The organism is Stenotrophomonas geniculata ATCC 19374 = JCM 13324 (assembly GCF_001431625.1).
Classification (GTDB): Bacteria; Pseudomonadota; Gammaproteobacteria; order Xanthomonadales; family Xanthomonadaceae; genus Stenotrophomonas; species Stenotrophomonas geniculata.
Map to the genome: position 1 here is coordinate 12,591 of NZ_LLXT01000079.1, position 23,956 is coordinate 36,546.

Genomic DNA, 23,956 nt, shown 5'->3' on the forward strand with positions numbered 1-23,956 from the left:
ATCAGTTACGGAACGGGAACTTGAACGCTGCCAGCAGCGCCTTCGCTTCCGCATCGGTCTTCGCAGTGGTGGTGATGGCGATATCCATACCGCGGATCGCGTCGACGGCGTCGAAGTCGATTTCCGGGAAGATGATCTGCTCCTTCACACCCATGTTGAAGTTGCCGCGGCCGTCGAAGGAACGACCGGAAACACCACGGAAGTCGCGCACGCGCGGCAGCGAGATGTTGATCAGGCGATCCAGGAACTCGTACATCTTGTGGCGACGCAGCGTGGTCTTGCAGCCGATCGGCCAACCATCACGGATCTTGAACGACGCAACCGACACACGCGACTTGGTGACAACCGGCTTCTGGCCGGAAATCTTGGTCATGTCGCCGACGGCGTTTTCCAGGATCTTCTTGTTGGTGGCCGCTTCGCCGACACCCATGTTCAGGGTGACCTTGACCAGCTTCGGCACTTCCATCGGATTGGTGTAGCCGAACTGCTTCATCAGCGCCGGCACCACTTCGTCCTTGTAGAACTTTTCGAGACGGGAACTCATCTTCTCATTCCTCAGGCGTCGAGCGCCTCACCGCTGGAGCGGAACACACGCAGTTTGCGTCCATCCTCCAGCACCTTGAAGCCAACGCGTTCGCCCTTGCCCGAAGCCGGATTCAGAACATTCACGTTGGAGATATGGATCGAAGCTTCGCGCTCGACCACGCCGCCGGCAACACCTGCCTGCGGGTTCGGCTTGGTGTGGCGCTTGACGATGTTCACGTTGGCGACGACCACACGGTCGCCGTCGACGCGGACGACTTCGCCCTGCTTGCCCTTGTCCTTGCCAGCGTTGACGACAACCTGGTCGCCCTTCTTGATACGGTTAGCCATGATTATCTCCTGTCGCTCACAGCACTTCGGGAGCGAGCGAGACGATCTTCATGAACTTCTCCGAACGAAGTTCACGGGTCACCGGCCCGAAGATACGGGTACCGATCGGCTCCTGCTTGTTGTTCAGCAGGACGGCCGCGTTGCCGTCGAAGCGGATCAGCGAACCGTCGGCGCGACGCACACCCTTGCGGGTACGCACCACGACGGCGTCATACACTTCACCCTTCTTGACCTTGCCGCGCGGAATCGCATCCTTCACGGTGACCTTGATGATGTCGCCGATGCCGGCGTAACGGCGCTTGGAACCACCCAGCACCTTGAAGCACATCACCTGCTTGGCACCCGAATTGTCCGCGACGTCAAGGTAGCTCTGCATCTGGATCATGATTCAGACTCCTTATTCAGCCGCACGCGTGATGACTTCCACCACGCGCCAGTTCTTGGTCTTGGACATCGGAGCAATCTCGGTCACGCGGACGACATCGCCTTCCTTGCAGGCGTTGTCGGCATCGTGGGCGTGCAGCTTCGTCGAGCGCTTGATGTACTTGCCGTACAACGCGTGCTTGACCTGACGCTCAACCAGGACGGTAACCGTCTTGTCCATCTTGTTGCTGACGACACGGCCTTCGACCGTGCGCAGCGTCTTCTTTTCAGTATTGTCGCTCATAGCGGCCATCCTTACTTCGTGCTGCCGAGCAGGGTCTTGACGCGAGCAATCTCGCGACGGACCCGGCGAATGTCGTGGGTCTTCGGCAGCTGGCCGGTGACCTGCTGCATACGGACAGAGAACTGTTCCTTACGCAGGTCGATCAGGTGGGCCTTGAGTTCGTCAGCCGACTTTTCACGGAGAGTTTTGATATCCATCAGCGCACCGTACGGGTCACGAAAGTGGTGGTGACCGAGAGCTTGGCGGCGGCCAGGCGGAACGCCTCGCGAGCCACTTCCTCGGAAACACCCTCGATTTCATAGATCATGCGGCCGGGCTGGATCTGGGCCACCCAGTATTCCACGTTACCCTTACCAGAACCCATTCGGACTTCGATGGGCTTCTTGGTGATGGGCTTGTCGGGGAACACGCGGATCCACATCTTGCCGCCGCGCTTGACGTAGCGGCTGATCGAGCGGCGGGCCGCTTCGATCTGACGCGCGGTCAGCTGACCGTGTGCGGTTGCCTTCAGGCCGTATTCGCCGAAGCTGACAGCGTTGGCGCTCCAGCTCAGGCCATCGTTACGGCCCTTGTGTACCTTGCGGTACTTGGTTCGCTTGGGTTGCAACATTGTCGTTACCTCGCTTCACGGGCCGGGCGCTGACGGTCACCACGGTCGCCGCGATCGTGACGATCGTTGCGCGACGGGGTGTCGTCCTGCTTTTCCTGGCCAACCTGGGAGAAATCGAAGACCTCGCCCTTGTAGATCCAGACCTTGATGCCGATGATGCCGTAGGTCGTCTTGGCTTCAGCGAAGCCATAGTCGATGTCGGCACGCAGGGTGTGCAGCGGCACGCGGCCTTCGCGGTACCACTCCGAACGGGCGATTTCTGCACCGTTGAGGCGGCCACCGACGTTGACCTTGATGCCCAGGGCACCCAGGCGCATCGCGTTGCCGACCGAGCGCTTCATTGCACGGCGGAACATGATGCGACGCTCCAGCTGCTGGGCGATCGACTCGGCAACGAGCTGCGCGTCCAGTTCCGGCTTGCGCACTTCGGTGACGTTGATGTGCGCCGGGACGCCCATCATTTCGCTCACTTCCTTGCGCAGCTTCTCGATGTCCTCACCGCGCTTGCCGATCACCACGCCCGGACGGGCGGTGTGGATCGTCACGCGAGCGGTCTTGGCCGGACGCTCGATCAGGATCTTGCTGATGCCGGCCTGAGCCAGCTTCTTGCGCAGCATGTCGCGCACTTTCAGGTCGGCTGCCAGGTAACCAGCGAACTCGGCCTTGTTGGCGTACCACTTGGAGTTCCAGTCCTTGGAAATGCCGAGGCGGATACCAATCGGATGAACTTTATGACCCATGGTCTTTTCCTTATCCGCTTACTTGGCGGCGCCCACAACCACAGTGATGTGGCTGGTGCGCTTGAGGATGCGGGTACCGCGGCCTTTCGCCCGCGCCATGAAACGCTTCAGGGTCGGACCTTCATCAACCATGATGGTCTGAACCTTCAGCTCGTCGACGTCGGCGCCCTGGTTGTTTTCGGCATTTGCAATAGCCGACTCCACCACCTTCTTGATCAGGTGGGCAGCCTTCTTGTCCGAGAACTTCAGCAGGTTGACCGCACGCTCGGCCGGCAGACCGCGCACCTGGTCAGCGACCAGACGAGCCTTCTGCGGGGAGATGCGCGCAGTGCGCAGGATGGCTTTCGCTTCCATTGTCATCTCTCCTTACTTGCCCGACTTCTTGTCACCACCGTGACCCTTGAAGGTCCGGGTGATGGCAAATTCGCCGAGCTTGTGGCCGACCATGTTCTCGTTGACGAGAACCGGGATGTGGTTCTTGCCGTTATGCACGGCAATGGTGACGCCTACCATGTCAGGCAGGATCATCGAACGGCGCGACCAGGTCTTGATCGGCTTCTTGCTGCCCGCAGCGGCCTCCACCTTCTTGACGAGGTGGTGATCGACGAACGGGCCCTTCTTGAGTGAACGTGCCATGGTCGATTAGCCCCTACGATCGCGGACGATGAACTGCTGAGTGCGCTTGTTATGGCGCGTCTTGTAACCCTTGGTCGGGACACCCCACGGGGTGACCGGATGCGGATTACCCTGGCCGGCCTTGGCCTCACCACCACCGTGCGGGTGGTCAACCGGGTTCATGGCAGCACCACGAACGGTCGGGCGGACGCCGCGCCAACGCTTGGCACCGGCCTTGCCCAGCTTTTCCAGGCTGTGCTCGTCGTTGCCGACTTCGCCGATGGTGGCGCAGCACTCGACCGGAACCTTACGCATTTCACCCGAGCGCAGGCGCAGGGTGGCGTAGATGCCTTCACGAGCCACCAGCTGCACGGCCGCACCCGCGGCGCGAGCGATCTGAGCGCCCTTGCCCGGCTTCAGTTCGATGCAGTGGATGGTGGTGCCGACCGGGATGTTGCGCAGCGGCAGGGTGTTGCCGGCCTTGATCGGGGCATCCGAACCAGCGATCACCTGATCACCAGCCTTCAGGCCCTTCGGGGCGATGATGTAGCGACGCTCACCGTCGACGTAGCACAGCAGAGCGATGTGCGCGGTGCGGTTCGGATCGTATTCGATGCGTTCCACGCGCGCCGGGATGCCCAGCTTGTTGCGCTTGAAGTCGATGATGCGGTAGTGCTGCTTGGCACCACCACCGACGTGACGCACGGTGATGCGGCCATGGTGGTTACGACCACCCGAGCGGCTCTGCGACTCGACCAGCGCAGCGTGCGGAGCACCCTTGTGCAGATCGGGAGTGACCACGCGCACGGCCGAACGGCGGCCGGGGGAAGTGGGCTTGAATTTCATCAATGGCATGGGATGTACCTCAGGCCTTGGCCGTTACATCGATCGACTGGCCATCGGCCAGGCGAACGTACGCCTTGCGCCAATCGCCGCGGCGGCCAGCACGGTTACGGAAGGACTTGTTCTTGCCCTTGACGTTGACCACGTTGACGGCTTCGACCTTGACGTCGAACAGCTGCTCAACCGCGGCCTTTACATCGGCCTTGGTGGCTTCGTTCGAAACTTCGAAGACATACTGGTTGGAGAGTTCCTGCAGGCGCGCGGTCTTTTCGGAGACACGCGGGGCACGCAGCACGCTGAAGATTTTTTCGTTGCTGTTCATGCCAGCCACTCCTCGACCTTCTTGACCGCGTCAGCGGTGATGACGACCGTGTCGGCACCCACCAGCGAGACCGGATCCAGACCCTGGACGTCACGCACCTGCACGTACGGCAGATTGCGGGCGGACAGGTACAGGTGCTCGGACGCTTCTTCGGTGACGATCAGCGGGCGCTTGCCCACTTCCAGGCCGGCCAGCTTGGCGATCAGACCCTTCGTGTTGGTCACTTCGACGTCGAAGGACTCCACGATGGTCAGACGGCCCTGACGGTTCAGCTCGGACAGGATCGCGCACATGGCGGCACGGTACTGCTTACGATTGACCTTCTGCTCGAAGCTGCGCGGCTTGGCCGCGAAGGTGACACCGCCGCCGACGAAGATCGGAGCCGTCAGTGCGCCATGACGCGCGCCGCCGCCCTTCTGCTTCTTCGACTTCTTGGTGGTACCAGCCACTTCGGAGCGAGTCTTCTGTGCCTTGGTGCCGGCGCGACCGGCGTTGCGGTAGGCAACGACGACCTGGTGGACCAGATCTTCGCTGAAATCGCGACCGAACACGGCGTCGGAGACCGAGACCTTGTTGTTGCTACCCGTGATAACGAGTTCCATCGTCATCTCTCCTTATGCCTTGCTCGCCGGACGGACGATCACGTCGCCACCCGCCGCGCCCGGAACGGCGCCGCGAACGGCGATCAGACCGCGCTCGACGTCGACCTTGACCACTTCCAGGTTCTGGGTGCTCTGCTGCACCGCGCCCATGTGGCCCGACATCTTCTTGCCCGGGAAAACGCGACCCGGGGTCTGGCGCTGACCCAGCGAACCCGGCGCGCGATGCGACAGCGAGTTACCGTGGGTTGCATCGCCCATACGGAAGTTGTGGCGCTTGATGGTGCCCTGGAAGCCCTTACCCTTGGTGACACCCTGGACGTCGACGATCTGGCCGACTTCGAAGATGTCCGCCTTGACTTCGCCGCCAACGGCGAAATCGCCGAGCTGCGCGTCTTCAACGCGGAATTCCCACAGGCCACGACCCGCTTCCACCTTCGCCTTGGCGAAGTGGCCGGCTTCCGGCTTGTTGACCAGGGCAGCGCGACGCGCGCCGACGGTCACCTGCACGGCGCTGTAGCCGTCGGTTTCGACGGTCTTGATCTGCGCGATGCGGTTCGGGGTTGCTTCGATCAGGGTCACCGGGATGGAGCGGCCATCTTCAGTGAACACGCGGCTCATGCCGGCCTTGCGGCCCACGAAGCCCAACGAATACTTCTTCGTCATGGTCGTAGTCCTCAGGTCAGCTTGATCTGAACGTCGACGCCGGCAGCCAGTTCGAGCTTCATCAGCGCGTCCACGGTCTTGTCATTCGGGTCAACGATATCGAGCACGCGCTTGTGCGTGCGGGTCTCGTACTGGTCACGCGCGTCCTTGTCGACGTGCGGGGAAACGAGAACGGTGTAACGCTCGATCTTGGTCGGCAGCGGGATCGGGCCACGCACTTGCGCGCCGGTCCGCTTTGCCGTTTCAACGATCTCGCTGGCCGAACGGTCGATCAGACGATGATCGAACGCTTTCAGCCGGATCCGGATCTTTTGGTCCGCCATGGCGGTAGGTTCCTTCGTTAAAAGAGCGACAGACAAAGCCTCTGGGTTGCTTTGTCCCATGAAATTCCTGAATACGGACGGCCCACACTCCTGCAGGCCGACAAGGTCATTCCATAGACCTCAAAAACGTAGGCAGACCCGTTCCCAGGCCTGCCCAGACGTAGAAGCATAATGGCACGCAAGGCAGCTGTCAACAGTCGCCTGTTGACGCCGCCTGAATGGCATTGACCCTTCCTGGTCCGGGGAACACAAGGCACATCCTGTGCCTGCTTTCCCATTTGATACGCCCCGATGCCCTACCCAGGCAACATCGGGGCGCAGATACTACCAGATTACTCGATGATCTTCGAGACCACGCCGGCGCCGACGGTACGGCCGCCTTCGCGGATGGCGAAACGCAGGCCTTCGTCCATTGCCACCGGGTTGATCAGGGTGACGACCATCTTGACGTTGTCACCCGGCATCACCATTTCGACGCCTTCCGGCAGAGCAGCTGCGCCGGTGATGTCGGTGGTGCGGAAGTAGAACTGCGGACGGTAGCCGTTGAAGAACGGGGTGTGACGGCCGCCCTCGTCCTTCGACAGGACGTAGACTTCGCCTTCGAACTTGGTGTGCGGCTTGATCGTGCCCGGCTTGGCCAGGACCTGGCCACGCTCGACGTCGTCACGCTTGGTGCCGCGCAGCAGCAGGCCAGCGTTGTCGCCTGCCTGACCCTGGTCCAGCAGCTTGCGGAACATTTCAACGCCGGTCACGGTGGTCTTCTGTACCGGACGGATGCCGACGATTTCGATTTCGTCGCCAACCTTGATCACGCCGCGCTCGATACGACCGGTCACCACGGTGCCGCGGCCCGAGATCGAGAACACGTCTTCCACCGGCATCAGGAACGGCTTGTCGATCGCGCGCTCCGGCTCCGGGATCCAGCTGTCCAGGGCGTCGACCAGCTTCAGGATGGCCGGCACGCCGATGTCGCTCTGGTCGCCTTCCAGCGCCAGGCGGGCCGAACCGGCGATGATCGGGGTGTCGTCGCCCGGGAACTCGTACTTGCTCAGCAGTTCACGCACTTCCATCTCGACCAGCTCGAGCAGCTCGGCGTCGTCAACCATGTCGGCCTTGTTCAGGAACACGACGATGTACGGCACGCCGACCTGACGCGACAGCAGGATGTGCTCGCGGGTCTGCGGCATCGGGCCGTCAGCGGCCGAGCACACCAGGATCGCGCCGTCCATCTGGGCGGCACCGGTGATCATGTTCTTGACGTAGTCAGCGTGGCCCGGGCAATCGACGTGGGCGTAGTGACGGATCGGGGATTCGTATTCGACGTGCGCGGTCGAGATCGTGATACCACGCGCCTTTTCTTCCGGAGCGGCGTCGATCGAGGAGTAATCCTTGAACTCGCCACCGAAGCGCTCGGCACCGATCTTGGTCAGTGCAGCGGTCAGCGTGGTCTTGCCGTGATCGACGTGACCGATGGTGCCGACGTTGACGTGCGGCTTGGTGCGCTCGAACTTACCCTTTGCCATTGTTCTATACCTTGATTGTTCGTAAGTGGTTTCAAGAGAGGCTGAGCGAAGCTCAGCCCTTCTTCATGACGGCTTCGGCGATGTTGGTCGGCGCCGGCTCGTAGTGATCGAATTCCATGGTGAAGGTGGCGCGGCCCTGGGTCTGCGAACGCAGCGCAGTGGCGTAGCCGAACATTTCACCCAGCGGGATCATCGCGTTGATGATGCTGGCCGAACCGTCACCGGTGGTGTCGGAACCCTGCAGCACGCCGCGACGACGGCTGACGTCGCCCATCACGTCACCCTGGTAATCCTCCGGGGTCACGATCTCGACCTTCATGATCGGCTCCAGCAGCACCGGCTTGGCCTTGGCGAAGCCCTGCTTGAAGGCCATCGACGAAGCCAGCTTGAACGCCATTTCCGAGGAGTCGACGTCGTGGTACGAACCGAACACCAGCTTCACCTTGACGTCCACGACCGGGAAGCCAGCCAGCGGGCCGCTGGTGATGGTTTCGCGCAAGCCCTTTTCAACCGACGGAATGAATTCCTTCGGGATCACGCCGCCGGTGATGTCGTTGATGAACAGGAAGTCGTCCTTGATCATCGGAGCGATCTTCGGATCGGCACGATCTTCAGCGGTGATCGGCGACAGCTCGATCACGACGTGACCGTACTGACCCTTACCACCGGACTGCTTGGCGTGCTTGTAGTCCGACTTGACGTCGGCCAGGGTGATGGTTTCGCGGTAGGCCACCTGCGGCGCGCCGACGTTGGCTTCAACGTTGAACTCGCGCTTCAGGCGGTCGACGATGATGTCCAGGTGCAGCTCGCCCATGCCCGAGATGATGGTCTGGCCGGATTCTTCGTCGGTCTTGACGCGGAACGACGGATCTTCCTGCGCCAGACGGCCCAGGGCCAGACCCATCTTTTCCTGGTCCGACTTGGTCTTCGGCTCGACGGCCATCGAGATCACCGGCTCCGGGAACGTCATGCGCTCCAGGATGATCGGGGCGTCCACGGCGCACAGGGTGTCACCGGTGGTGGTGTCCTTCAGACCCACGGCAGCGGCGATGTCACCGGCCAGAACTTCCTTGATTTCCTCGCGGTTGTTCGAGTGCATCTGCAGGATGCGGCCGATGCGCTCCTTCTTGCCCTTCACCGAGTTCAGCACGGTGTCGCCACCGTTCAGGGTGCCCGAGTAGACACGGAAGAAGGTCAGCGCGCCGACGAACGGGTCGGTGATGATCTTGAAGGCCAGCGACGAGAACGGAGCCTTGTCGTCCGACTTGCGGGTCATTTCGACGGTGTCGTCGTCAACGTCCACGCCCTTCACGTCCGGCACGTCGACCGGCGACGGCAGCAGCTGGATCACGCCGTCCAGCATGGCCTGCACGCCCTTGTTCTTGAAGGCCGAGCCGCAGTACATCGGCACGATTTCAGTGGCCAGGGTGCGGGTACGCAGCGCATTGATGATTTCAGCCTCAGCCAGCTCTTCGCCGCCCAGGTACTTTTCCATCAGCTCTTCGCTGGCTTCGGCAGCGGTCTCGACCATGAACTGGCGAGCCTCTTCAGCCGGGCCCTGCAGTTCGGCCGGGATTTCAACGTACTCGAACTTCATGCCCTGCGAAGCCTCATCCCAATGGATGGCCTTCATCTTCAGCAGGTCGACAACGCCCTTGAAGTTGTCTTCAGCGCCGATCGGCAGCTGCATCGGCACGGCAACCGCGCCCAGCTTGGCCTTCAGCTGGCCGACGACCTTCTGGAAGTTGGCACCGGTGCGGTCCATCTTGTTGACGAACGCGATGCGCGGCACGTGGTACTTGTTGGCCTGGCGCCACACGGTTTCCGACTGCGGCTGCACGCCACCGACGGCGCACAGGACGAAGACGGCACCGTCGAGCACGCGCAGCGAGCGCTCCACTTCGATGGTGAAGTCGACGTGCCCGGGGGTGTCGATGATGTTGAAGCGGTGCTCCGGCAGGGACTTGTCCATGCCCTTCCAGAACGCGGTGGTGGCAGCGGACTGGATCGTGATGCCACGCTCCTGCTCCTGCTCCATCCAGTCCATGGTGGCGGCGCCGTCGTGCACTTCACCGATCTTGTGGCTCTTGCCGGTGTAGAACAGGATGCGCTCGGACGTGGTGGTCTTGCCGGCATCGATGTGAGCCATGATGCCGAAGTTACGGTAACGCTCGATGGGAGTGGAACGGGCCACGGGAGCCTCTCAGATTTCTTGGATTTCGGATGGCCGAACGCCGCCTTTCGGCGGCCTTCGGATTGGCGCAGCCCTTCTGGGACCGCGAGGCAGCACGCACCGAAGTGGTGCTGCCCTGCCTGTTTTACAAGGCCGTCAAACTCACCAGCGGTAGTGGGCGAATGCCTTGTTGGCTTCGGCCATGCGGTGGGTTTCTTCGCGCTTCTTGATGGCGCCGCCACGGTTTTCCGAGGCGTCGATCAGTTCAGCAGCCAGCTTCTTCGGCATGGTGTTCTCACCACGCTTGCGCGCGGAGTCGATCAGCCAGCGCATGGCCAGAGCCATCTTGCGCGACGAACGCACTTCGACCGGCACCTGGTAGGTGGCACCACCGACGCGGCGCGACTTGACTTCGACCGCCGGAGCGACGTTGTCCAGAGCCTTCTGCACCAGCTCAATGGCGTTGGCGCTGCTGTTCTTCTCGGTGATCACGTCCATGGCGCCGTACACGATCTTTTCGGCGACGGACTTCTTGCCGCTCTGCATGACCATGTTGATGAAGCGGGCGATGGTTTCGCTTCCGTGCTTCGGATCGGGCAGGACGGAACGCTGCGGAGTATTACCCTTACGCGACATAGTGCTCTCTCCTTATGCCTTCGGACGCTTGGCGCCGTACTTGGAACGGGCCTGGCGACGCTTGGCAACGCCGGCGGCGTCGAGCGAGCCACGAACGGTGTGGTAACGCACACCCGGCAGGTCCTTGACGCGACCGCCGCGGATCAGGACCACGGAGTGCTCCTGCAGGTTGTGGCCTTCACCACCGATGTAGGAAATCACTTCTTCCTGGTTGGTCAGGCGGACCTTGGCAACCTTGCGCAGAGCCGAGTTCGGCTTCTTCGGAGTGGTGGTGTAGACACGGGTGCAGACGCCACGGCGCTGCGGGCACTTGTCGAGCGCCGGCGAGGCACTCTTGTAGGTGGTCGCTTGCCGCGGCTTGCGGACCAGCTGGTTGATCGTCGCCATCAGTAGGTTCTTCTGATTGGTGGCCGGAAAATCCGACCAGAGATGCGGAAATGTTAAAGCAGGCCAAAATTCTGGCCTGCTGAGACAGACGATTGTAGCAACCCGTCAGGAAAGCAGTCAAACGCCTCCTGTCAAGCCCGTTCCTGATCCTGGAACGTTACTGGGGGGCCTCCATGTACCCCGTTCAGGTTGGCCGGGGCGATCGCGGACGATCTCCCCTGCCCTTTCCCTACCCGTCGATGAACCGACGGGGTGGTCCGGCCTTGCGGCCGGACCGGATACCTCATTCTTCGCCAGACGCCTGTTCAGCTTCAGCTTCAACGGCCGGAGCCTCGACTGCAGCCGGGGTGCCGGTCAGGGCCTGCATCTCCGAGTCGGTCAGACCCGAAGCGCCGCGGCGGCGGCTGCTGTGGTACGACAGACCGGTACCGGCCGGGATCAGGCGGCCCACGATCACGTTTTCCTTCAGACCGCGCAGGTTGTCCTTGGTACCGCGGACGGCCGCTTCGGTCAGCACGCGGGTGGTTTCCTGGAACGACGCGGCCGAGATGAACGATTCGGTCGCCAGCGAGGCCTTGGTGATACCCAGCAGGACCGGATCGAAGTGCGCCGGCAGCTCGTTGCGGGTCGACAGGCGCGCATTCTCCTCGATAACGCGCTGACGCTCCACCTGCTCGCCGTTCAGGAACTTGCTGCTGCCCTGGTCGGTGATCTCGACCTTGCGCAGCATCTGGCGGGTGATCACCTCGATGTGCTTGTCGTTGATCTTCACGCCCTGCAGGCGGTACACGTCCTGGATTTCCTTCACCAGGTAGGCCGCCAACGGTTCGACACCCAGCAGGCGCAGGATGTCCTGCGGGCTCGGCTCGCCGTCCACGATGGTTTCACCCTTGGTGACATGCTCGCCTTCGAACACGATGACCTGGCGGTACTTCGGAATCAGCTCTTCGTGCTCCGAACCATCGGTGTCCTTGATGATCAGGCGCTGCTTGCCCTTGGTGTCCTTGCCGAAGCTGATGATGCCCGAACGCTCGGCCAGCACCGCCGGATCCTTCGGCTTGCGCGCTTCGAACAGATCGGCCACGCGCGGCAGACCACCGGTGATGTCGCGGGTCTTCGACGCTTCCTGCGGAATCTTGGCGACCACGTCACCCACGCCGACGGCAGCGCCGTCCTGCAGGTTGACGATCGAGCGCGGCGGCAGCAGGTACTGCGCCGGCAGGTCGGTGCCCGGAATCGACAGGTCGTTGCCCTTGGCGTCGACGATGCGCACGATCGGGCGCAGATCCTTGGCCTGGGTACCACGACGCTTCGGATCGGTGATTTCGCGCGAAGCAAGGCCGGTCAGCTCGTCGGTCTTCTCGATGACGGTGATGCCGTCGACGAAGTCGATGAAGCGGATGAAGCCGGCCACTTCCGACACGATCGGGTGGTTATGCGGATCCCAGTTGGCCACGGTCTGGCCCGCCTTGATCGCATCACCGTCCTTGGACGTGATGGTCGCACCGTACGGCAGCTTGTAACGCTCACGCTCACGGCCGTGGGCATCGAGCACCGAGATTTCGCCCGAGCGCGACACTGCCACCAGCGAGCCGTTGGCATGCTCGACGGACTTGAGGTTGCTGAACTTGACCGAGCCGGTGGTCTTGACGGTGATGTTGTCGACCGCAGCAGCTCGCGACGCCGCACCACCGATGTGGAACGTACGCATGGTCAGCTGGGTACCCGGCTCACCGATGGACTGGGCGGCGATGACGCCGACCGCTTCACCGATGTTGACCAGGTGACCACGGGCCAGATCGCGGCCGTAGCAGCGCGAGCAGACACCGAAGGCCGATTCGCAGGAGATGGTCGAGCGGACCTTGATGGTCTGCACGCCGGCATCTTCCAGCTTGGCAACCCAGGCTTCGTCCAGCAGGGTGTTGCGGGTGACGATCGGATCTTCGTCGTTGCCCGGCAGGAACACGTCCTCGGCCACCACGCGACCCAGCACGCGGTCCTTCAGCGGCTCGACCACGTCGCCGCCTTCCACGATCGGGGTCATGATCAGGCCTTCGGTGGTACCGCAATCCACCTCGGTGATCACCACGTCCTGCGCGACGTCGACCAGACGACGGGTCAGGTAACCCGAGTTCGCGGTCTTCAGCGCGGTATCGGCCAGACCCTTACGGGCACCGTGGGTGGAGTTGAAGTACTCCTGCACGTTCAGGCCTTCGCGGAAGTTCGCCTTGATGGGCGTCTCGATGATCGAGCCGTCCGGACGGGCCATCAGGCCGCGCATGCCGGCCAGCTGACGGATCTGCGCCTGCGAACCACGCGCACCGGAGTCGGCCATGATGTACAGCGAGTTCATCGACTTCTGGTCGATGGTCTCACCCTTGGCGTTGACCACCTTCTCGGTACCGATGGTGTCCATCATCGCCTTGGCGATGCGCTCGTTGGTGCGCGACCAGATGTCGACCACCTTGTTGTAGCGCTCGCCGGCGGTAACCAGGCCCGACTGGTACTGCTCCTGGATTTCCAGCACTTCGGCTTCGGCCTCGGTGAGGATGCCCTTCTTCTCGTCCGGGATCAGCATGTCGTCGATGCCGATGGAGACGCCGGCGCGGGTCGCATAGGCGAAGCCGGTGTACATCAGCTTGTCGGCGAACACGACCGTGTCCTTCAGGCCCAGCTGGCGGTAGCTGGAGTTGATCAGGCGGCTGATGTTCTTCTTGGTCAGCTCGACATTGGCCAGCGCGAACGGCAGGCCTTCCGGCAGGATTTCAGCCAGCAGGGCACGACCGATCGTGGTGTCCACGATCGAGGTCTTGTTCTGCTTGTTGCCGTCTTCGTCGGTCACCACCTCGGTGATGCGGACCTTGACCTTGGCGTGCAGTTCCACCACGCGGTTGTCATAGGCACGCTTGACTTCGGCGATGTTGGCGAAGGCCATGCCCTCGCCCTTCTTGTTTTCCAGCGAGCGGGTCATGTAGTACAGACCCAGCACGACGTCCTGCGACGGCACGATGATCGGCTCGCCGTTGGCCGGCGACAGGATGTTGTTGGTGGACATCATCAGCGCACGCGCTTCCAGCTGGGCTTCCAGCGAGAGCGGCACGTGGACGGCCATCTGGTCACCGTCGAAGTCGGCGTTGAACGCGGTGCAGACCAGCGGATGCAGCTGGATGGCCTTGCCTTCGATCAGCACCGGCTCGAACGCCTGGATGCCCAGACGGTGCAGGGTCGGCGCACGGTTCAGCATCACCGGATGCTCGCGGATGACCTCTTCCAGGATGTCCCAGACTTCGGCTTCTTCGCGCTCGACCAGCTTCTTGGCAGCCTTGATGGTGGTGGCCAGGCCACGACGCTGCAGCTTGGCGAAGACGAACGGCTTGAACAGCTCGAGCGCCATCTTCTTCGGCAGGCCGCACTGGTGCAGGCGCAGGTACGGACCGACCACGATGACCGAACGGCCCGAGTAGTCGACGCGCTTGCCGAGCAGGTTCTGGCGGAAGCGACCCTGCTTGCCCTTGATCATGTCGGCCAGCGACTTCAGCGGGCGCTTGTTGGTGCCGGTGATGGCACGGCCACGACGGCCGTTGTCCAGCAGCGCATCGACCGATTCCTGCAGCATGCGCTTTTCATTGCGCACGATGATGTCCGGCGCGCTCAGTTCGAGCAGGCGGCGCAGGCGGTTGTTGCGGTTGATGACGCGGCGGTACAGGTCGTTCAGGTCGGAGGTCGCGAAGCGGCCGCCATCCAGCGGGACCAGCGGACGCAGGTCCGGCGGCAGCACCGGCAGCACGGTCATGACCATCCATTCCGGACGGTTGCCCGATTCCAGGAAGGCTTCGATCAGCTTGATGCGCTTGGTGAGGCGCTTGAGCTTGGTTTCCGAACCGGTAGCGGCGATTTCCTCGCGCAGGCGGGTCATTTCCGACTGCAGGTCGATGGTGCGCAGCAGTTCGTACACGGCCTCGGCGCCCATGGCGGCGTCGAAGTCGTCACCGTGCTCCTGGCGGGCCTGCAGGTACTGTTCTTCGGTCAGCAGCTGGCGGCGTTCCAGGGCGGTCAGGCCCGGCTCGGTCACCACGTAGGCTTCGAAGTACAGCACGCGCTCGATGTCGCGCAGGGTCATGTCCAGCATCAGGCCGATGCGCGACGGCAGCGACTTCAGGAACCAGATGTGCGCGACCGGCGAGGCCAGGTCGATGTGGCCCATGCGCTCGCGACGCACCTTGGCCAGGGTCACTTCGGTGCCGCACTTTTCGCAGACCACGCCGCGGTGCTTCATGCGCTTGTACTTGCCGCACAGGCACTCGTAGTCCTTCACCGGGCCGAAGATGGCGGCGCAGAACAGGCCGTCGCGTTCCGGCTTGAAGGTACGGTAGTTGATGGTTTCCGGCTTCTTCACTTCGCCGAAGGACCACGAACGGATCAGGTCCGGCGAAGCCAGCGCGATCTTGATCGCGTCGAAGTCCAGCGTCTGGCGCTGCTGGTTGAAGAGGTTGAGCAGGTCTTTCATGGTGTTCTCCAGAAGGAGGAATGCTGTGTCGATGGGCTTTCAGTTCACTGCCAGCGGCGCGGCGGCGGACCGCCGCGCCGGCATGGATCAGTTGTCTTCCAGTTCCATGTTGATAGCCAGCGAGCGGATTTCCTTCACGAGCACGTTGAAGGATTCCGGCATGCCCGCGACCATCTCGTGCTCACCGTCGACGATGTTCTTGTACATCTGGTTGCGGCCCTGCACGTCATCGGACTTCACCGTCAGCATTTCCTGCAGGGTGTAGGCCGCGCCGTAGGCTTCCAGCGCCCAGACTTCCATTTCACCGAAGCGCTGGCCGCCGAACTGCGCCTTGCCGCCCAGCGGCTGCTGGGTGACGAGCGAGTACGGACCGGTCGAACGGGCGTGCATCTTGTCGTCGACCAGGTGGTTCAGCTTCAGGTAGTGCATGTAACCCACGGTGGTGTGGCGATCGAACGCTTCACCGGTGCGGCCGTCGTACAGCTGGGTCTGGCCACTGCTCGGCAGGTCGGCCAGTTCCAGCATGCGCTTGATTTCCGCTTCGGTGGCGCCGTCGAACACCGGAGTGGCCATCGGCACGCCGTCGGTCAGGTTGCGGGCCAGACGCAGCAGTTCCTCGTCGCTGAACTGCGACAGGTCGACACGGTTGGCCACGTTGGTGTCGTCGTGGTTGTAGATGTCGTCCAGGAACTTGCGCAGGTCGGCAACGGCGGCCTGGGCCTCCATCATCGCCTGGATCTTGCGGCCCAGGCCCTTGGCGGCCCAGCCCAGGTGCACTTCCAGGATCTGGCCGATGTTCATACGCGACGGCACGCCCAGCGGGTTCAGCACGATGTCCACGGTTTCGCCCGAGGCCATGTACGGCATGTCCTCGACCGGCACCACGTTGGAGACCACACCCTTGTTGCCGTGGCGGCCTGCCATCTTGTCGCCCGGCTGGATGCGGCGCTTCACGGCCAGGAATACCTTGACCATCTTCAGCACGCCCGGGGCGAGGTCGTCACCGGCGGTGATCTTGCCGCGCTTGTCGGCGAAGCGACGCTCGAATTCCTTCTCGTGCGCCTGGATCTGCTTCTGCGCGCGCTCGATGGCTTCCGAAGCGTCCTCGTCCTTCATGCGCAGGGCGAACCAGTCAGCCTTCTTCAGGCCGTCCAGGAAGGCGTCGCTGATCACGTCACCCTTCTTCAGGCCAGCGCCACCGTTGACCACCTTGCCCACGATCTGCGAACGCAGACGCATGTAGATGGCGGCTTCCAGGATGCGGAACTGGTCGTCGAAGTCCTTCTTGACGCGCTTGATTTCAGACTCTTCGATCTGGCGGGCGCGCTTGTCCTTCTCGATGCCGTCGCGGGTGAAGACCTGCACGTCGATGACGGTGCCGTCCATGCCCGGCGGAACGCGCAGCGAGCTGTCCTTAACGTCCGAAGCCTTCTCGCCGAAGATCGCGCGCAGCAGCTTCTCTTCCGGGGTCAGCTGGCTTTCGCCCTTCGGGGTGACCTTGCCGACCATGATGTCGCCGGCGCGGACTTCGGCACCGATGTACACCACGCCGCTCTCGTCCAGGCGGTTCAGCGCCTGCTCGGAGACGTTCGGGATGTCGGCGGAGATTTCCTCCGGCCCCAGCTTGGTGTCACGCGCAACGCAGGTCAGCTCTTCGATGTGGATCGTGGTGTAACGATCCTCTTCCACCACGCGCTCGGAGAGCAGGATGGAGTCTTCGAAGTTGTAGCCGTTCCACGGCATGAACGCGATCAGCATGTTCTGGCCCAGGGCCAGTTCGCCGATGTCGGTGGACGGACCGTCGGCCAGCACGTCGCCGCGGGCGATGACGTCACCCACCTGGACCAGCGGACGCTGGTTGATGCAGGTGTTCTGGTTCGAACGGGTGTACTTGACCAGGTTGTAGATGTCCACGCCTGCGTCGGTGGCGCCAACGATCTCTTCCTCGTTGACCTTGACCACGATGCGGGCGGCGTCGATCTGCACGATCTCGCCACCACGACGGGCGTTCACGGTCACACCGGAGTCACGGGCCACGGCGCGCTCGATGCCGGTACCGACCAGCGGCTTCTGCGCACGCAGGGTCGGCACGGCCTGACGCTGCATGTTGGCGCCCATCAGTGCGCGGTTCGCGTCATCGTGCTCCAGGAACGGAACCAGCGCGGCCGCGATCGACACGGTCTGCATCGGCGAGACGTCCATGAAGTGGACTTCCGCCGGCGGCTTCAGCAGCGATTCGCCCTGGAAGCGGCACGGAACGAACTGCTCGGTCAGCATGCTGTCGGCATTGGTCAGGGCGTTGGCCTGCGCAATGACGTACTCGTTTTCTTCGATCGCCGACAGGAACTCGACTTCGTCATAGACCTTGCCGTCCACGACCTTGCGGTACGGGGTCTCAAGGAAACCGTACTGGTTGGTGCGGGCGTACACGGCCAGCGAGTTGATCAGGCCGATGTTCGGGCCTTCCGGGGTTTCGATGGTGCAGACGCGGCCGTAATGGGTCGGGTGCACGTCACGCACTTCGAAGCCGGCGCGCTCACGGGTCAGGCCGCCCGGGCCCAGGGCCGAGACGCGACGCTTGTGGGTCACTTCCGACAGCGGGTTGTTCTGGTCCATGAACTGCGACAGCTGCGAGGAGCCGAAGAACTCCTTGATGGCAGCGGCGACCGGCTTGGCGTTGATCAGTTCCTGCGGGGTCAGGCCTTCCGACTCGGCCATCGACAGGCGCTCCTTGACCGCGCGCTCGACGCGGACCAGGCCCACGCGGAACACGTTCTCGGCCATTTCACCGACCGAACGCACGCGACGGTTGCCCAGGTGGTCGATATCGTCGACCACGCCGCGACCGTTGCGGATCTCGGTCAGGACCTTGATCACGTCCAGGATGTCGGAGCTGTCGCCATGGGCGGCGACCAGGCGCTTGGACTCTTCGTCGTTGCGCTCACCGTAGTACTTGCGGTCGTACAGCACGGCTTCGCCGGTGGTTTCCTTGCGGCCCACGCGACGGTTGAACTTCATGCGGCCGACCGCGGACAGGTCGTAGCGCTCGAAGGTGAAGAACAGGTTGTGGAACAGGTTCTGCGCGGCATCCTTGGTCGGCGGCTCGCCCGGACGCATCATGCGGTAGATCTCGACCAGGGCTTCCAGCTGGGTCTTGGTCGGGTCGATGCGCAGGGTGTTGGACAGGTACGGGCCACGATCCAGATCGTTCACCCACAGGGTGCCCACGGCATCCACGCCAGCCTTGCGGAAGGCCTGCAGCTGCTCGTCGGTGATCTCGTCATTGGCCTGGGCCAGCAGTTCGCCGGTCGAGGCGTCGACCACGTCGTGCGACAGGATGCGGCCGACGATGTAGTCGTCCGGCACGGCCAGGGCGGCGATGCCCGAGGCTTCCAGCTGCTTGATGTGGCGCGCGGTGATGCGCTTGCCGGCTTCCACGATGACCTTGTCGCCGTCGGCGAGGTCAAAGCCCAGGGTTTCGCCACGCAGGCGTTCCGGCACCAGCTCCAGCTGGACGCCTTCATCCGGGTTGATGTGGAAGGTGTTGATCTCGAAGAACTCGGCCAGCATCTCTTCGTTGCTGTAGCCAAGCGCGCGCAGCAGGATCGACACCGGCAGCTTGCGGCGGCGGTCGATACGGGTGAACAGCGCGTCCTTCGGGTCGAACTCGAAGTCCAGCCAGGAACCGCGGTAAGGAATGATGCGGGCGCTGTACAGCAGCTTGCCCGAGCTGTGGGTCTTGCCACGGTCGTGGTCGAAGAACACACCCGGCGAGCGGTGCAGCTGCGAGACGATGACGCGCTCGGTGCCGTTGACGATGAAGGTGCCGTTCTCGGTCATCAGCGGGATTTCGCCCAGATAGACCTCCTGCTCCTTCACGTACTTGATGGCCTTGGTCGACGACTCACGGTCGTAGATCACCAGGCGCACGGTCACGCGCAGCGGGGCGCCGTAGCTCATGCCACGCTGGCGGCACTCACGCTCGTCGAAGACCGGTTCGCCCAGCTTGTAGCCGACGTATTCCAGGGCGGCATTGCCGCTGTAGCTGGCGATCGGGAAGACCGACTTCAGCGCAGCGTGCAGGCCGTGGTCCGTGCGCTTGGCCGGATCGACGTTTTCCTGCAGGAATTCACGATAGGAATCCACCTGGATGGCGAGCAGGAACGGCACTTCGAGAATCGAGCGCTGCTTGCCGAAATCCTTGCGGATACGCTTTTTTTCGGTGAACGAATAGGACGTCATGAGGTCTTCCACCTTGTTGTGCGGATCGTGCGCCCACGATCCGAAGGGAACTTGAAATTGTCAGTTGGAAGTCGCTGGTATTGCCGGCACCAGCACGCCTTCTCCCGCTACTTCCAACTGCCAACTCGTCTGCATCCACCCCCCCGCTGCCGCGCGCTGCGCTGGCCGGCCGGGGTCTGACCGCAGCCCGTGTTGGGCTTTTTGCCGCTCGTTACATCCACGCGTGGCGTGGATCTACAACACTGCAACAACGACCAAAGGCCGGGGGCTTACGCCCCCAGCCTTGGCTGCATCGCCGTGAATCGGTGACGATGCAAGGTAACTGCTTACTTGACTTCGACAGTCGCGCCAGCAGCTTCCAGGTCCTTCTTCATCTTCTCGGCGTCGTCCTTCGAAGCGCCTTCCTTCAGGACGCCACCGGCTTCGGCCAGGTCCTTCGCTTCCTTCAGGCCCAGGCCGGTGATGGCGCGGACGGCCTTGATGACTTCGACCTTCTTGTCGCCGGCCGACTTCAGGGTGACGGTGAACTCGGTCTGCTCTTCAACAGCAGCAGCCGGGCCAGCGGCAGCAGCCACGGCAACCGGAGCAGCGGCGGAGACGCCGAACTTCTCTTCGATGGCCTTGACCAGCTCCATCACTTCCATCAGGGACTTCTCGGCGATGGCGTCGACGATCTGTTCGTTGGTAAGGGACATGATTAATACCTTTGGATGATTTTCTGGGTTGAGGTTCCGTCAGGAACCACGGTAAGTCGAAACTCAGGCGGTCTCGGCGGCCGGCTCGGCAGCGTCGGCGGCGACGTCGCCACCACCCTGCTTCTCGCCAACGGCCTTGATGGCGCGGGCAAACATCGTGACCGGCTCGGTCAGGACGCGGGCCAGCATGGCCAGGGCCTGGTCGCGGGTCGGCAGCGAGGCCAGCACTTCGACGTGGCTTGCCGGGAACACTTCGCCACCGATGGCGACGACCTTAGCCTTCAGCTTGTCGTTGCCCTTGGCGGCTTCCTTGATCAGGCGACCGGCAGCGCCGGGCTCCTCGAGCGAGAACGCGTACAGCAGCGGACCAACCATCTGGTCCTGGGCGACTGCGAACTCGGTGCCTTCAACGGCGCGCGAAGCCAGGGTGTTCTTGACAACCTTCAAGAAAACACCGGTTTCACGAGCCTGCTTGCGCATCGCGGTCATCTGGGCGACCGTGGTGCCAGCGTATTCGGCTGCGATCAAGGAGTGGGCCTTGGCGGCGACGTCTGCCAGCTCGGCGACTACTTCTTGCTTCTGGGACAGATTGAGAGCCATTGCACTCCTCCTATTGAACTCCGCTTACGGCTCCTGCCGTGTGCGGTCCTGTGCGGCATCCGTCCTGGACGCCGGGAACATCGGGATGATGTTCCGGGGGTGGGCCGTTCTAGACCTGGAGTGGGCCAACCTGGGAAACCCAGACGTGCGTGAACCAGAAAAACTCCAGAAGGGCACCATCTACGCAGGGTGATTCCGGGGAATCGATTAAGCGCTCATGACTGCTCCGGCGGCGACTCCTTGCCAGATCGAGCTTCCGTGCCCGTCGCCGGTATTGCCACGACCGCGCCTGCGGTCTTTGACGGCTACCGCGGGCGATGCACTGCCAGCGATGCCTTCAAATGTCACGGTCACGGCACCGAAGGTACCGTGACCGCTTGAAACAATTACTTCAGGGTCAGCGACGACTGGTCGACGGTGACGCCCGGGCCCATCGTCGAGCTGACCGAAACCTTCTGCAGGTAGGTGCCCTTCGAGGTGGCCGGCTTGGCCTTGATCAGGTCCAGCAGCAGCGCGGTCAGGTTCGACTTCAGCGCGTCTTCGGCGAAGTCGGCCTTGCCGATGGTGCAGTGGATGATGCCGGCCTTGTCGGTGCGGTAACGGACCTGACCCGACTTGGCGTTCTTCACGGCTTCACCCGGGTTCGGGGAAACGGTGCCGACCTTCGGGTTCGGCATCAGGCCGCGCGGGCCCAGCACGGTGCCCAGCTTACCGACGACGCGCATGGCGTCCGGGGTCGCGATGACGACGTCGTAGTTCAGATCGCCGGCCTGCATCTTCTCGGCCAGGTCATCCATACCGACGGCTTCGGCGCCAGCGGCCAGGGCTTCGTCAGCCTTGGCACCGGCCGGAGCGAACACGGCGACGCGGACCGACTTGCCGGTACCGGCCGGCAGCACGGTGGAGCCACGGACCTGCTGGTCGGACTTCTTCGCATCGACGCCCAGGCGCACAGCGACGTCGATCGACTCGACGAACTTGGCCTTGGTGGCGCTCTTCAGGATGTTGATCGCGTCCTCGAAGGCGTATGCCTTACCCGGAACGACGGCGGCCTTGATGGCCTTCTCACGCTTGGTCTGTGCCATCTTATTAACCCTCCACCACGAGGCCCATGGAACGGGCAGAGCCAGCGATGGTACGCACGGCGGCGTCCAGATCGGCGGCAGTCAGATCCGGTTCCTTCGCCTTGGCGATCTCTTCCAGCTGCTTACGGGTGACCTTGCCGACCTTCTCGGTGTTCGGGCGCTTGGAGCCCGACGAGATGCCAGCGGCCTTCTTCAGCAGGGTGGTGGCCGGGGTGCTCTTGGTGATGAAGGTGAACGTACGGTCCGAGTAGGCCGTGATGATCACCGGAACCGGCAGGCCCGGCTCGAGCTTCTGCGTGGCAGCGTTGAACGCCTTGCAGAATTCCATGATGTTCAGACCGCGCTGACCCAGCGCAGGACCGACCGGCGGCGAGGGGTTGGCCTGACCGGCCTTCACCTGCAGCTTGATGTAACCGACAACTTTCTTTGCCATGTGAGTACTCTCCGGGTGCTAGCGCCTTTCGACAACAGGCTCCCCATCGGACCGGGAATCACGCGTCCCGGCATCGCGTTTTGAAATCATGCTGAAGGCCACCTTGCGGTGGCCTCGTCCTGCTGGCTTCCCAGCGGGGAGCCGCGCACTATATCAGGTTTTCTCTTCACATGCCTGAAGCGGCACGTAAACGAGAGAAACCGGGCCAAGCCCGGTTTCTTGTCCGGAGTCGAGCATGGCTCGACTCTACAATGGGATCAGACGGCCTTTTCGACCTGGCCGAACTCGAGTTCGACCGGAGTGGCACGACCGAAGATCAGCACCGAGACGCGCAGACGGCTCTTCTCGTAGTTGACCTCTTCGACGACGCCATTGAAATCGTTGAACGGGCCGTCGGTGACGCGGACCATCTGGCCCGGCTCGAACAGCACCTTCGGACGCGGCTTCTCGACGCCTTCCTGAACGCGGTTCAGGATGGCTTCGGCCTCGGAATCGGCGATCGGCAGCGGACGGTCGGCCGTGCCGCCGATGAAGCCCATGACGCGCGGGGTTTCCTTGACCAGGTGCCAGCTTTCGTTGTCGATGCGCGGAATACCGGCTTCTTCGTGGGTCTCGATCTGGACCAGCACGTAACCCGGGAAGAACTTGCGCTCGGAGCGGCGCTTCTGGCCAGCGCGCATCTCGACCACTTCTTCGGTCGGGACCAGGACATCGCCGAAGCGCTCTTCCATGCCGTCACGGACGATGCGATCGCGCAGAGCCTGCGCCACCGACTTCTCGAAGCCCGAATAGGCGTGAACGACGTACCAACGCTTCATGCAATTCTCCTTAGCGGCTCAGGAACAGCTGAATCAGCCACTGAATGACGTAATCGAACCCACCCAGCAGCAGGCTGAGAATGGTTACCACCACCATCACGACCCAGGTCATGCGGATGGCTTCCTGGCGCGTCGGCCAGACCACCTTGCGCAGTTCGAAGCGCGACTCGGAGAGGAATTCGCGGGTGTCGCGCCCCTTGCCGGTCAGCATGAACACGCCGATACCGCCAACCAGACCGACTACAACCGCCAACGCACGCAGCTGACCCGCCCACGCACCCAGCTGGGTGGCGCGACCGGAGTCGGCGGAGAACCAGAACCAGACGAACAGACCAGCCAGCACCAGCAGCGATGCGGCGACGTACTTGACGATATCCCCGCCATTGGCGGAGTTGTCCTTGGAGTGTTCGATCTTGCTATTCATCCGGCTGTGTCTGCTTTAGCGGCCCAGGCCGCTGGATAAGGTGGGCAGATGGCACGCCAGGAGGGACTCGAACCCCCAACCTGCGGTTTTGGAGACCGCTGCTCTGCCAATTGAGCTACTGGCGTACGTATTGAAACTTGCCTTCCCTTAGACGGCGAAGGCGGACCGAGGTTCC

General features: G+C 62.8%; 26 protein-coding genes and 1 tRNA gene. All 27 read right to left on the bottom strand.

Translation table 11 applies throughout. The features are described from left to right. Position 1: 1 nt before the first annotated feature. On the bottom strand, positions 2-544 hold the full coding sequence (gene rplE / locus ARC63_RS04190) for a 50S ribosomal protein L5 (RefSeq protein ID WP_004154491.1): 543 nt from the start codon (positions 542-544) through the stop codon (positions 2-4). An 11-nt stretch (positions 545-555) separates the two neighbouring features. Then, positions 556-873: a 50S ribosomal protein L24 gene (gene rplX, locus ARC63_RS04195; protein WP_004154490.1), complete on the bottom strand. Its 318-nt coding sequence runs from the start codon at positions 871-873 to the stop codon at positions 556-558. Between the two features lie 16 nt (positions 874-889). Then, positions 890-1,258: a 50S ribosomal protein L14 gene (rplN, locus tag ARC63_RS04200; protein WP_010483978.1), complete on the bottom strand. Its 369-nt coding sequence runs from the start codon at positions 1,256-1,258 to the stop codon at positions 890-892. 12 nt (positions 1,259-1,270) lie between these two features. Then, positions 1,271-1,540 (bottom strand): 30S ribosomal protein S17, encoded by a 270-nt coding sequence (gene rpsQ, locus ARC63_RS04205; protein ID WP_004154489.1) that lies wholly within the window; start codon positions 1,538-1,540, stop codon positions 1,271-1,273. An 11-nt stretch (positions 1,541-1,551) separates the two neighbouring features. Further along, complete coding sequence (gene rpmC / locus ARC63_RS04210; protein ID WP_004154487.1) at positions 1,552-1,737, bottom strand: 50S ribosomal protein L29; 186 nt, start codon at positions 1,735-1,737, stop codon at positions 1,552-1,554. Further along, positions 1,737-2,150, bottom strand: coding sequence for a 50S ribosomal protein L16 (gene rplP / locus ARC63_RS04215; protein WP_004154486.1), 414 nt, complete (start codon positions 2,148-2,150; stop codon positions 1,737-1,739). Before rplP ends, rpmC begins: the two co-directional genes overlap by 1 nt. Before the next feature lie 5 nt (positions 2,151-2,155). Continuing rightward, entirely contained in the window at positions 2,156-2,890 is a 735-nt protein-coding gene (gene rpsC / locus ARC63_RS04220) for a 30S ribosomal protein S3 (protein WP_005415414.1), read from the bottom strand. 18 nt (positions 2,891-2,908) lie between these two features. Then, the gene (gene rplV / locus ARC63_RS04225) at positions 2,909-3,244 is read right to left on the bottom strand and encodes a 50S ribosomal protein L22 (RefSeq protein WP_004145348.1); all 336 of its coding nucleotides are present in this window, start codon (positions 3,242-3,244) and stop codon (positions 2,909-2,911) included. Between the two features lie 12 nt (positions 3,245-3,256). Then, complete coding sequence (rpsS, locus tag ARC63_RS04230; protein ID WP_004154485.1) at positions 3,257-3,526, bottom strand: 30S ribosomal protein S19; 270 nt, start codon at positions 3,524-3,526, stop codon at positions 3,257-3,259. 6 nt (positions 3,527-3,532) lie between these two features. Beyond that, positions 3,533-4,360 carry a 50S ribosomal protein L2 gene (gene rplB / locus ARC63_RS04235; protein WP_004145339.1) on the bottom strand — a complete coding sequence of 276 codons (828 nt, stop codon included), beginning with the start codon at positions 4,358-4,360 and terminating at the stop codon, positions 3,533-3,535. Positions 4,361-4,370: 10 nt separating this feature from the next. Beyond that, positions 4,371-4,670, bottom strand: coding sequence for a 50S ribosomal protein L23 (gene rplW / locus ARC63_RS04240; protein ID WP_004145338.1), 300 nt, complete (start codon positions 4,668-4,670; stop codon positions 4,371-4,373). Further along, complete coding sequence (rplD, locus tag ARC63_RS04245) at positions 4,667-5,272, bottom strand: 50S ribosomal protein L4 (protein ID WP_004145337.1); 606 nt, start codon at positions 5,270-5,272, stop codon at positions 4,667-4,669. Before rplD ends, rplW begins: the two co-directional genes overlap by 4 nt. A gap of 12 nt (positions 5,273-5,284) precedes the next feature. Then, positions 5,285-5,935 (bottom strand): 50S ribosomal protein L3, encoded by a 651-nt coding sequence (gene rplC, locus ARC63_RS04250; RefSeq protein WP_004145336.1) that lies wholly within the window; start codon positions 5,933-5,935, stop codon positions 5,285-5,287. An 11-nt stretch (positions 5,936-5,946) separates the two neighbouring features. Then, complete coding sequence (gene rpsJ, locus ARC63_RS04255) at positions 5,947-6,258, bottom strand: 30S ribosomal protein S10 (RefSeq protein WP_005408208.1); 312 nt, start codon at positions 6,256-6,258, stop codon at positions 5,947-5,949. A gap of 332 nt (positions 6,259-6,590) precedes the next feature. Then, the gene (tuf, locus tag ARC63_RS04260) at positions 6,591-7,781 is read right to left on the bottom strand and encodes an elongation factor Tu (RefSeq protein ID WP_014036096.1); all 1,191 of its coding nucleotides are present in this window, start codon (positions 7,779-7,781) and stop codon (positions 6,591-6,593) included. 52 nt (positions 7,782-7,833) lie between these two features. Next, positions 7,834-9,975, bottom strand: coding sequence for an elongation factor G (gene fusA / locus ARC63_RS04265; RefSeq protein WP_057502603.1), 2,142 nt, complete (start codon positions 9,973-9,975; stop codon positions 7,834-7,836). A 141-nt stretch (positions 9,976-10,116) separates the two neighbouring features. Next, entirely contained in the window at positions 10,117-10,590 is a 474-nt protein-coding gene (rpsG, locus tag ARC63_RS04270) for a 30S ribosomal protein S7 (protein WP_004145321.1), read from the bottom strand. A gap of 12 nt (positions 10,591-10,602) precedes the next feature. Continuing rightward, the gene (gene rpsL / locus ARC63_RS04275; protein ID WP_004145320.1) at positions 10,603-10,977 is read right to left on the bottom strand and encodes a 30S ribosomal protein S12; all 375 of its coding nucleotides are present in this window, start codon (positions 10,975-10,977) and stop codon (positions 10,603-10,605) included. A gap of 283 nt (positions 10,978-11,260) precedes the next feature. Further along, entirely contained in the window at positions 11,261-15,484 is a 4,224-nt protein-coding gene (rpoC, locus tag ARC63_RS04280; protein WP_010480372.1) for a DNA-directed RNA polymerase subunit beta', read from the bottom strand. An 87-nt stretch (positions 15,485-15,571) separates the two neighbouring features. Further along, complete coding sequence (gene rpoB, locus ARC63_RS04285) at positions 15,572-19,726, bottom strand: DNA-directed RNA polymerase subunit beta (protein ID WP_010480373.1); 4,155 nt, start codon at positions 19,724-19,726, stop codon at positions 15,572-15,574. 326 nt (positions 19,727-20,052) lie between these two features. Beyond that, a complete protein-coding gene (gene rplL / locus ARC63_RS04290) occupies positions 20,053-20,421 on the bottom strand; it encodes a 50S ribosomal protein L7/L12 (protein ID WP_010480374.1) in 369 nt (122 codons plus the stop codon). A gap of 63 nt (positions 20,422-20,484) precedes the next feature. Next, positions 20,485-21,021, bottom strand: a complete 537-nt coding sequence (gene rplJ, locus ARC63_RS04295) for a 50S ribosomal protein L10 (protein ID WP_010480377.1) — start codon at positions 21,019-21,021, stop codon at positions 20,485-20,487. Positions 21,022-21,407: 386 nt separating this feature from the next. Next, positions 21,408-22,106: a 50S ribosomal protein L1 gene (gene rplA, locus ARC63_RS04300; RefSeq protein WP_004154350.1), complete on the bottom strand. Its 699-nt coding sequence runs from the start codon at positions 22,104-22,106 to the stop codon at positions 21,408-21,410. Positions 22,107-22,110: 4 nt separating this feature from the next. Further along, positions 22,111-22,539 carry a 50S ribosomal protein L11 gene (rplK, locus tag ARC63_RS04305; RefSeq protein WP_004145248.1) on the bottom strand — a complete coding sequence of 143 codons (429 nt, stop codon included), beginning with the start codon at positions 22,537-22,539 and terminating at the stop codon, positions 22,111-22,113. Between the two features lie 257 nt (positions 22,540-22,796). Next, positions 22,797-23,357: a transcription termination/antitermination protein NusG gene (gene nusG / locus ARC63_RS04310; protein WP_004154362.1), complete on the bottom strand. Its 561-nt coding sequence runs from the start codon at positions 23,355-23,357 to the stop codon at positions 22,797-22,799. A 10-nt stretch (positions 23,358-23,367) separates the two neighbouring features. Then, positions 23,368-23,781, bottom strand: a complete 414-nt coding sequence (gene secE, locus ARC63_RS04315) for a preprotein translocase subunit SecE (protein ID WP_010480389.1) — start codon at positions 23,779-23,781, stop codon at positions 23,368-23,370. 49 nt (positions 23,782-23,830) lie between these two features. After that, positions 23,831-23,906 (bottom strand) — tRNA-Trp (locus tag ARC63_RS04320). Positions 23,907-23,956: the final 50 nt, after the last annotated feature.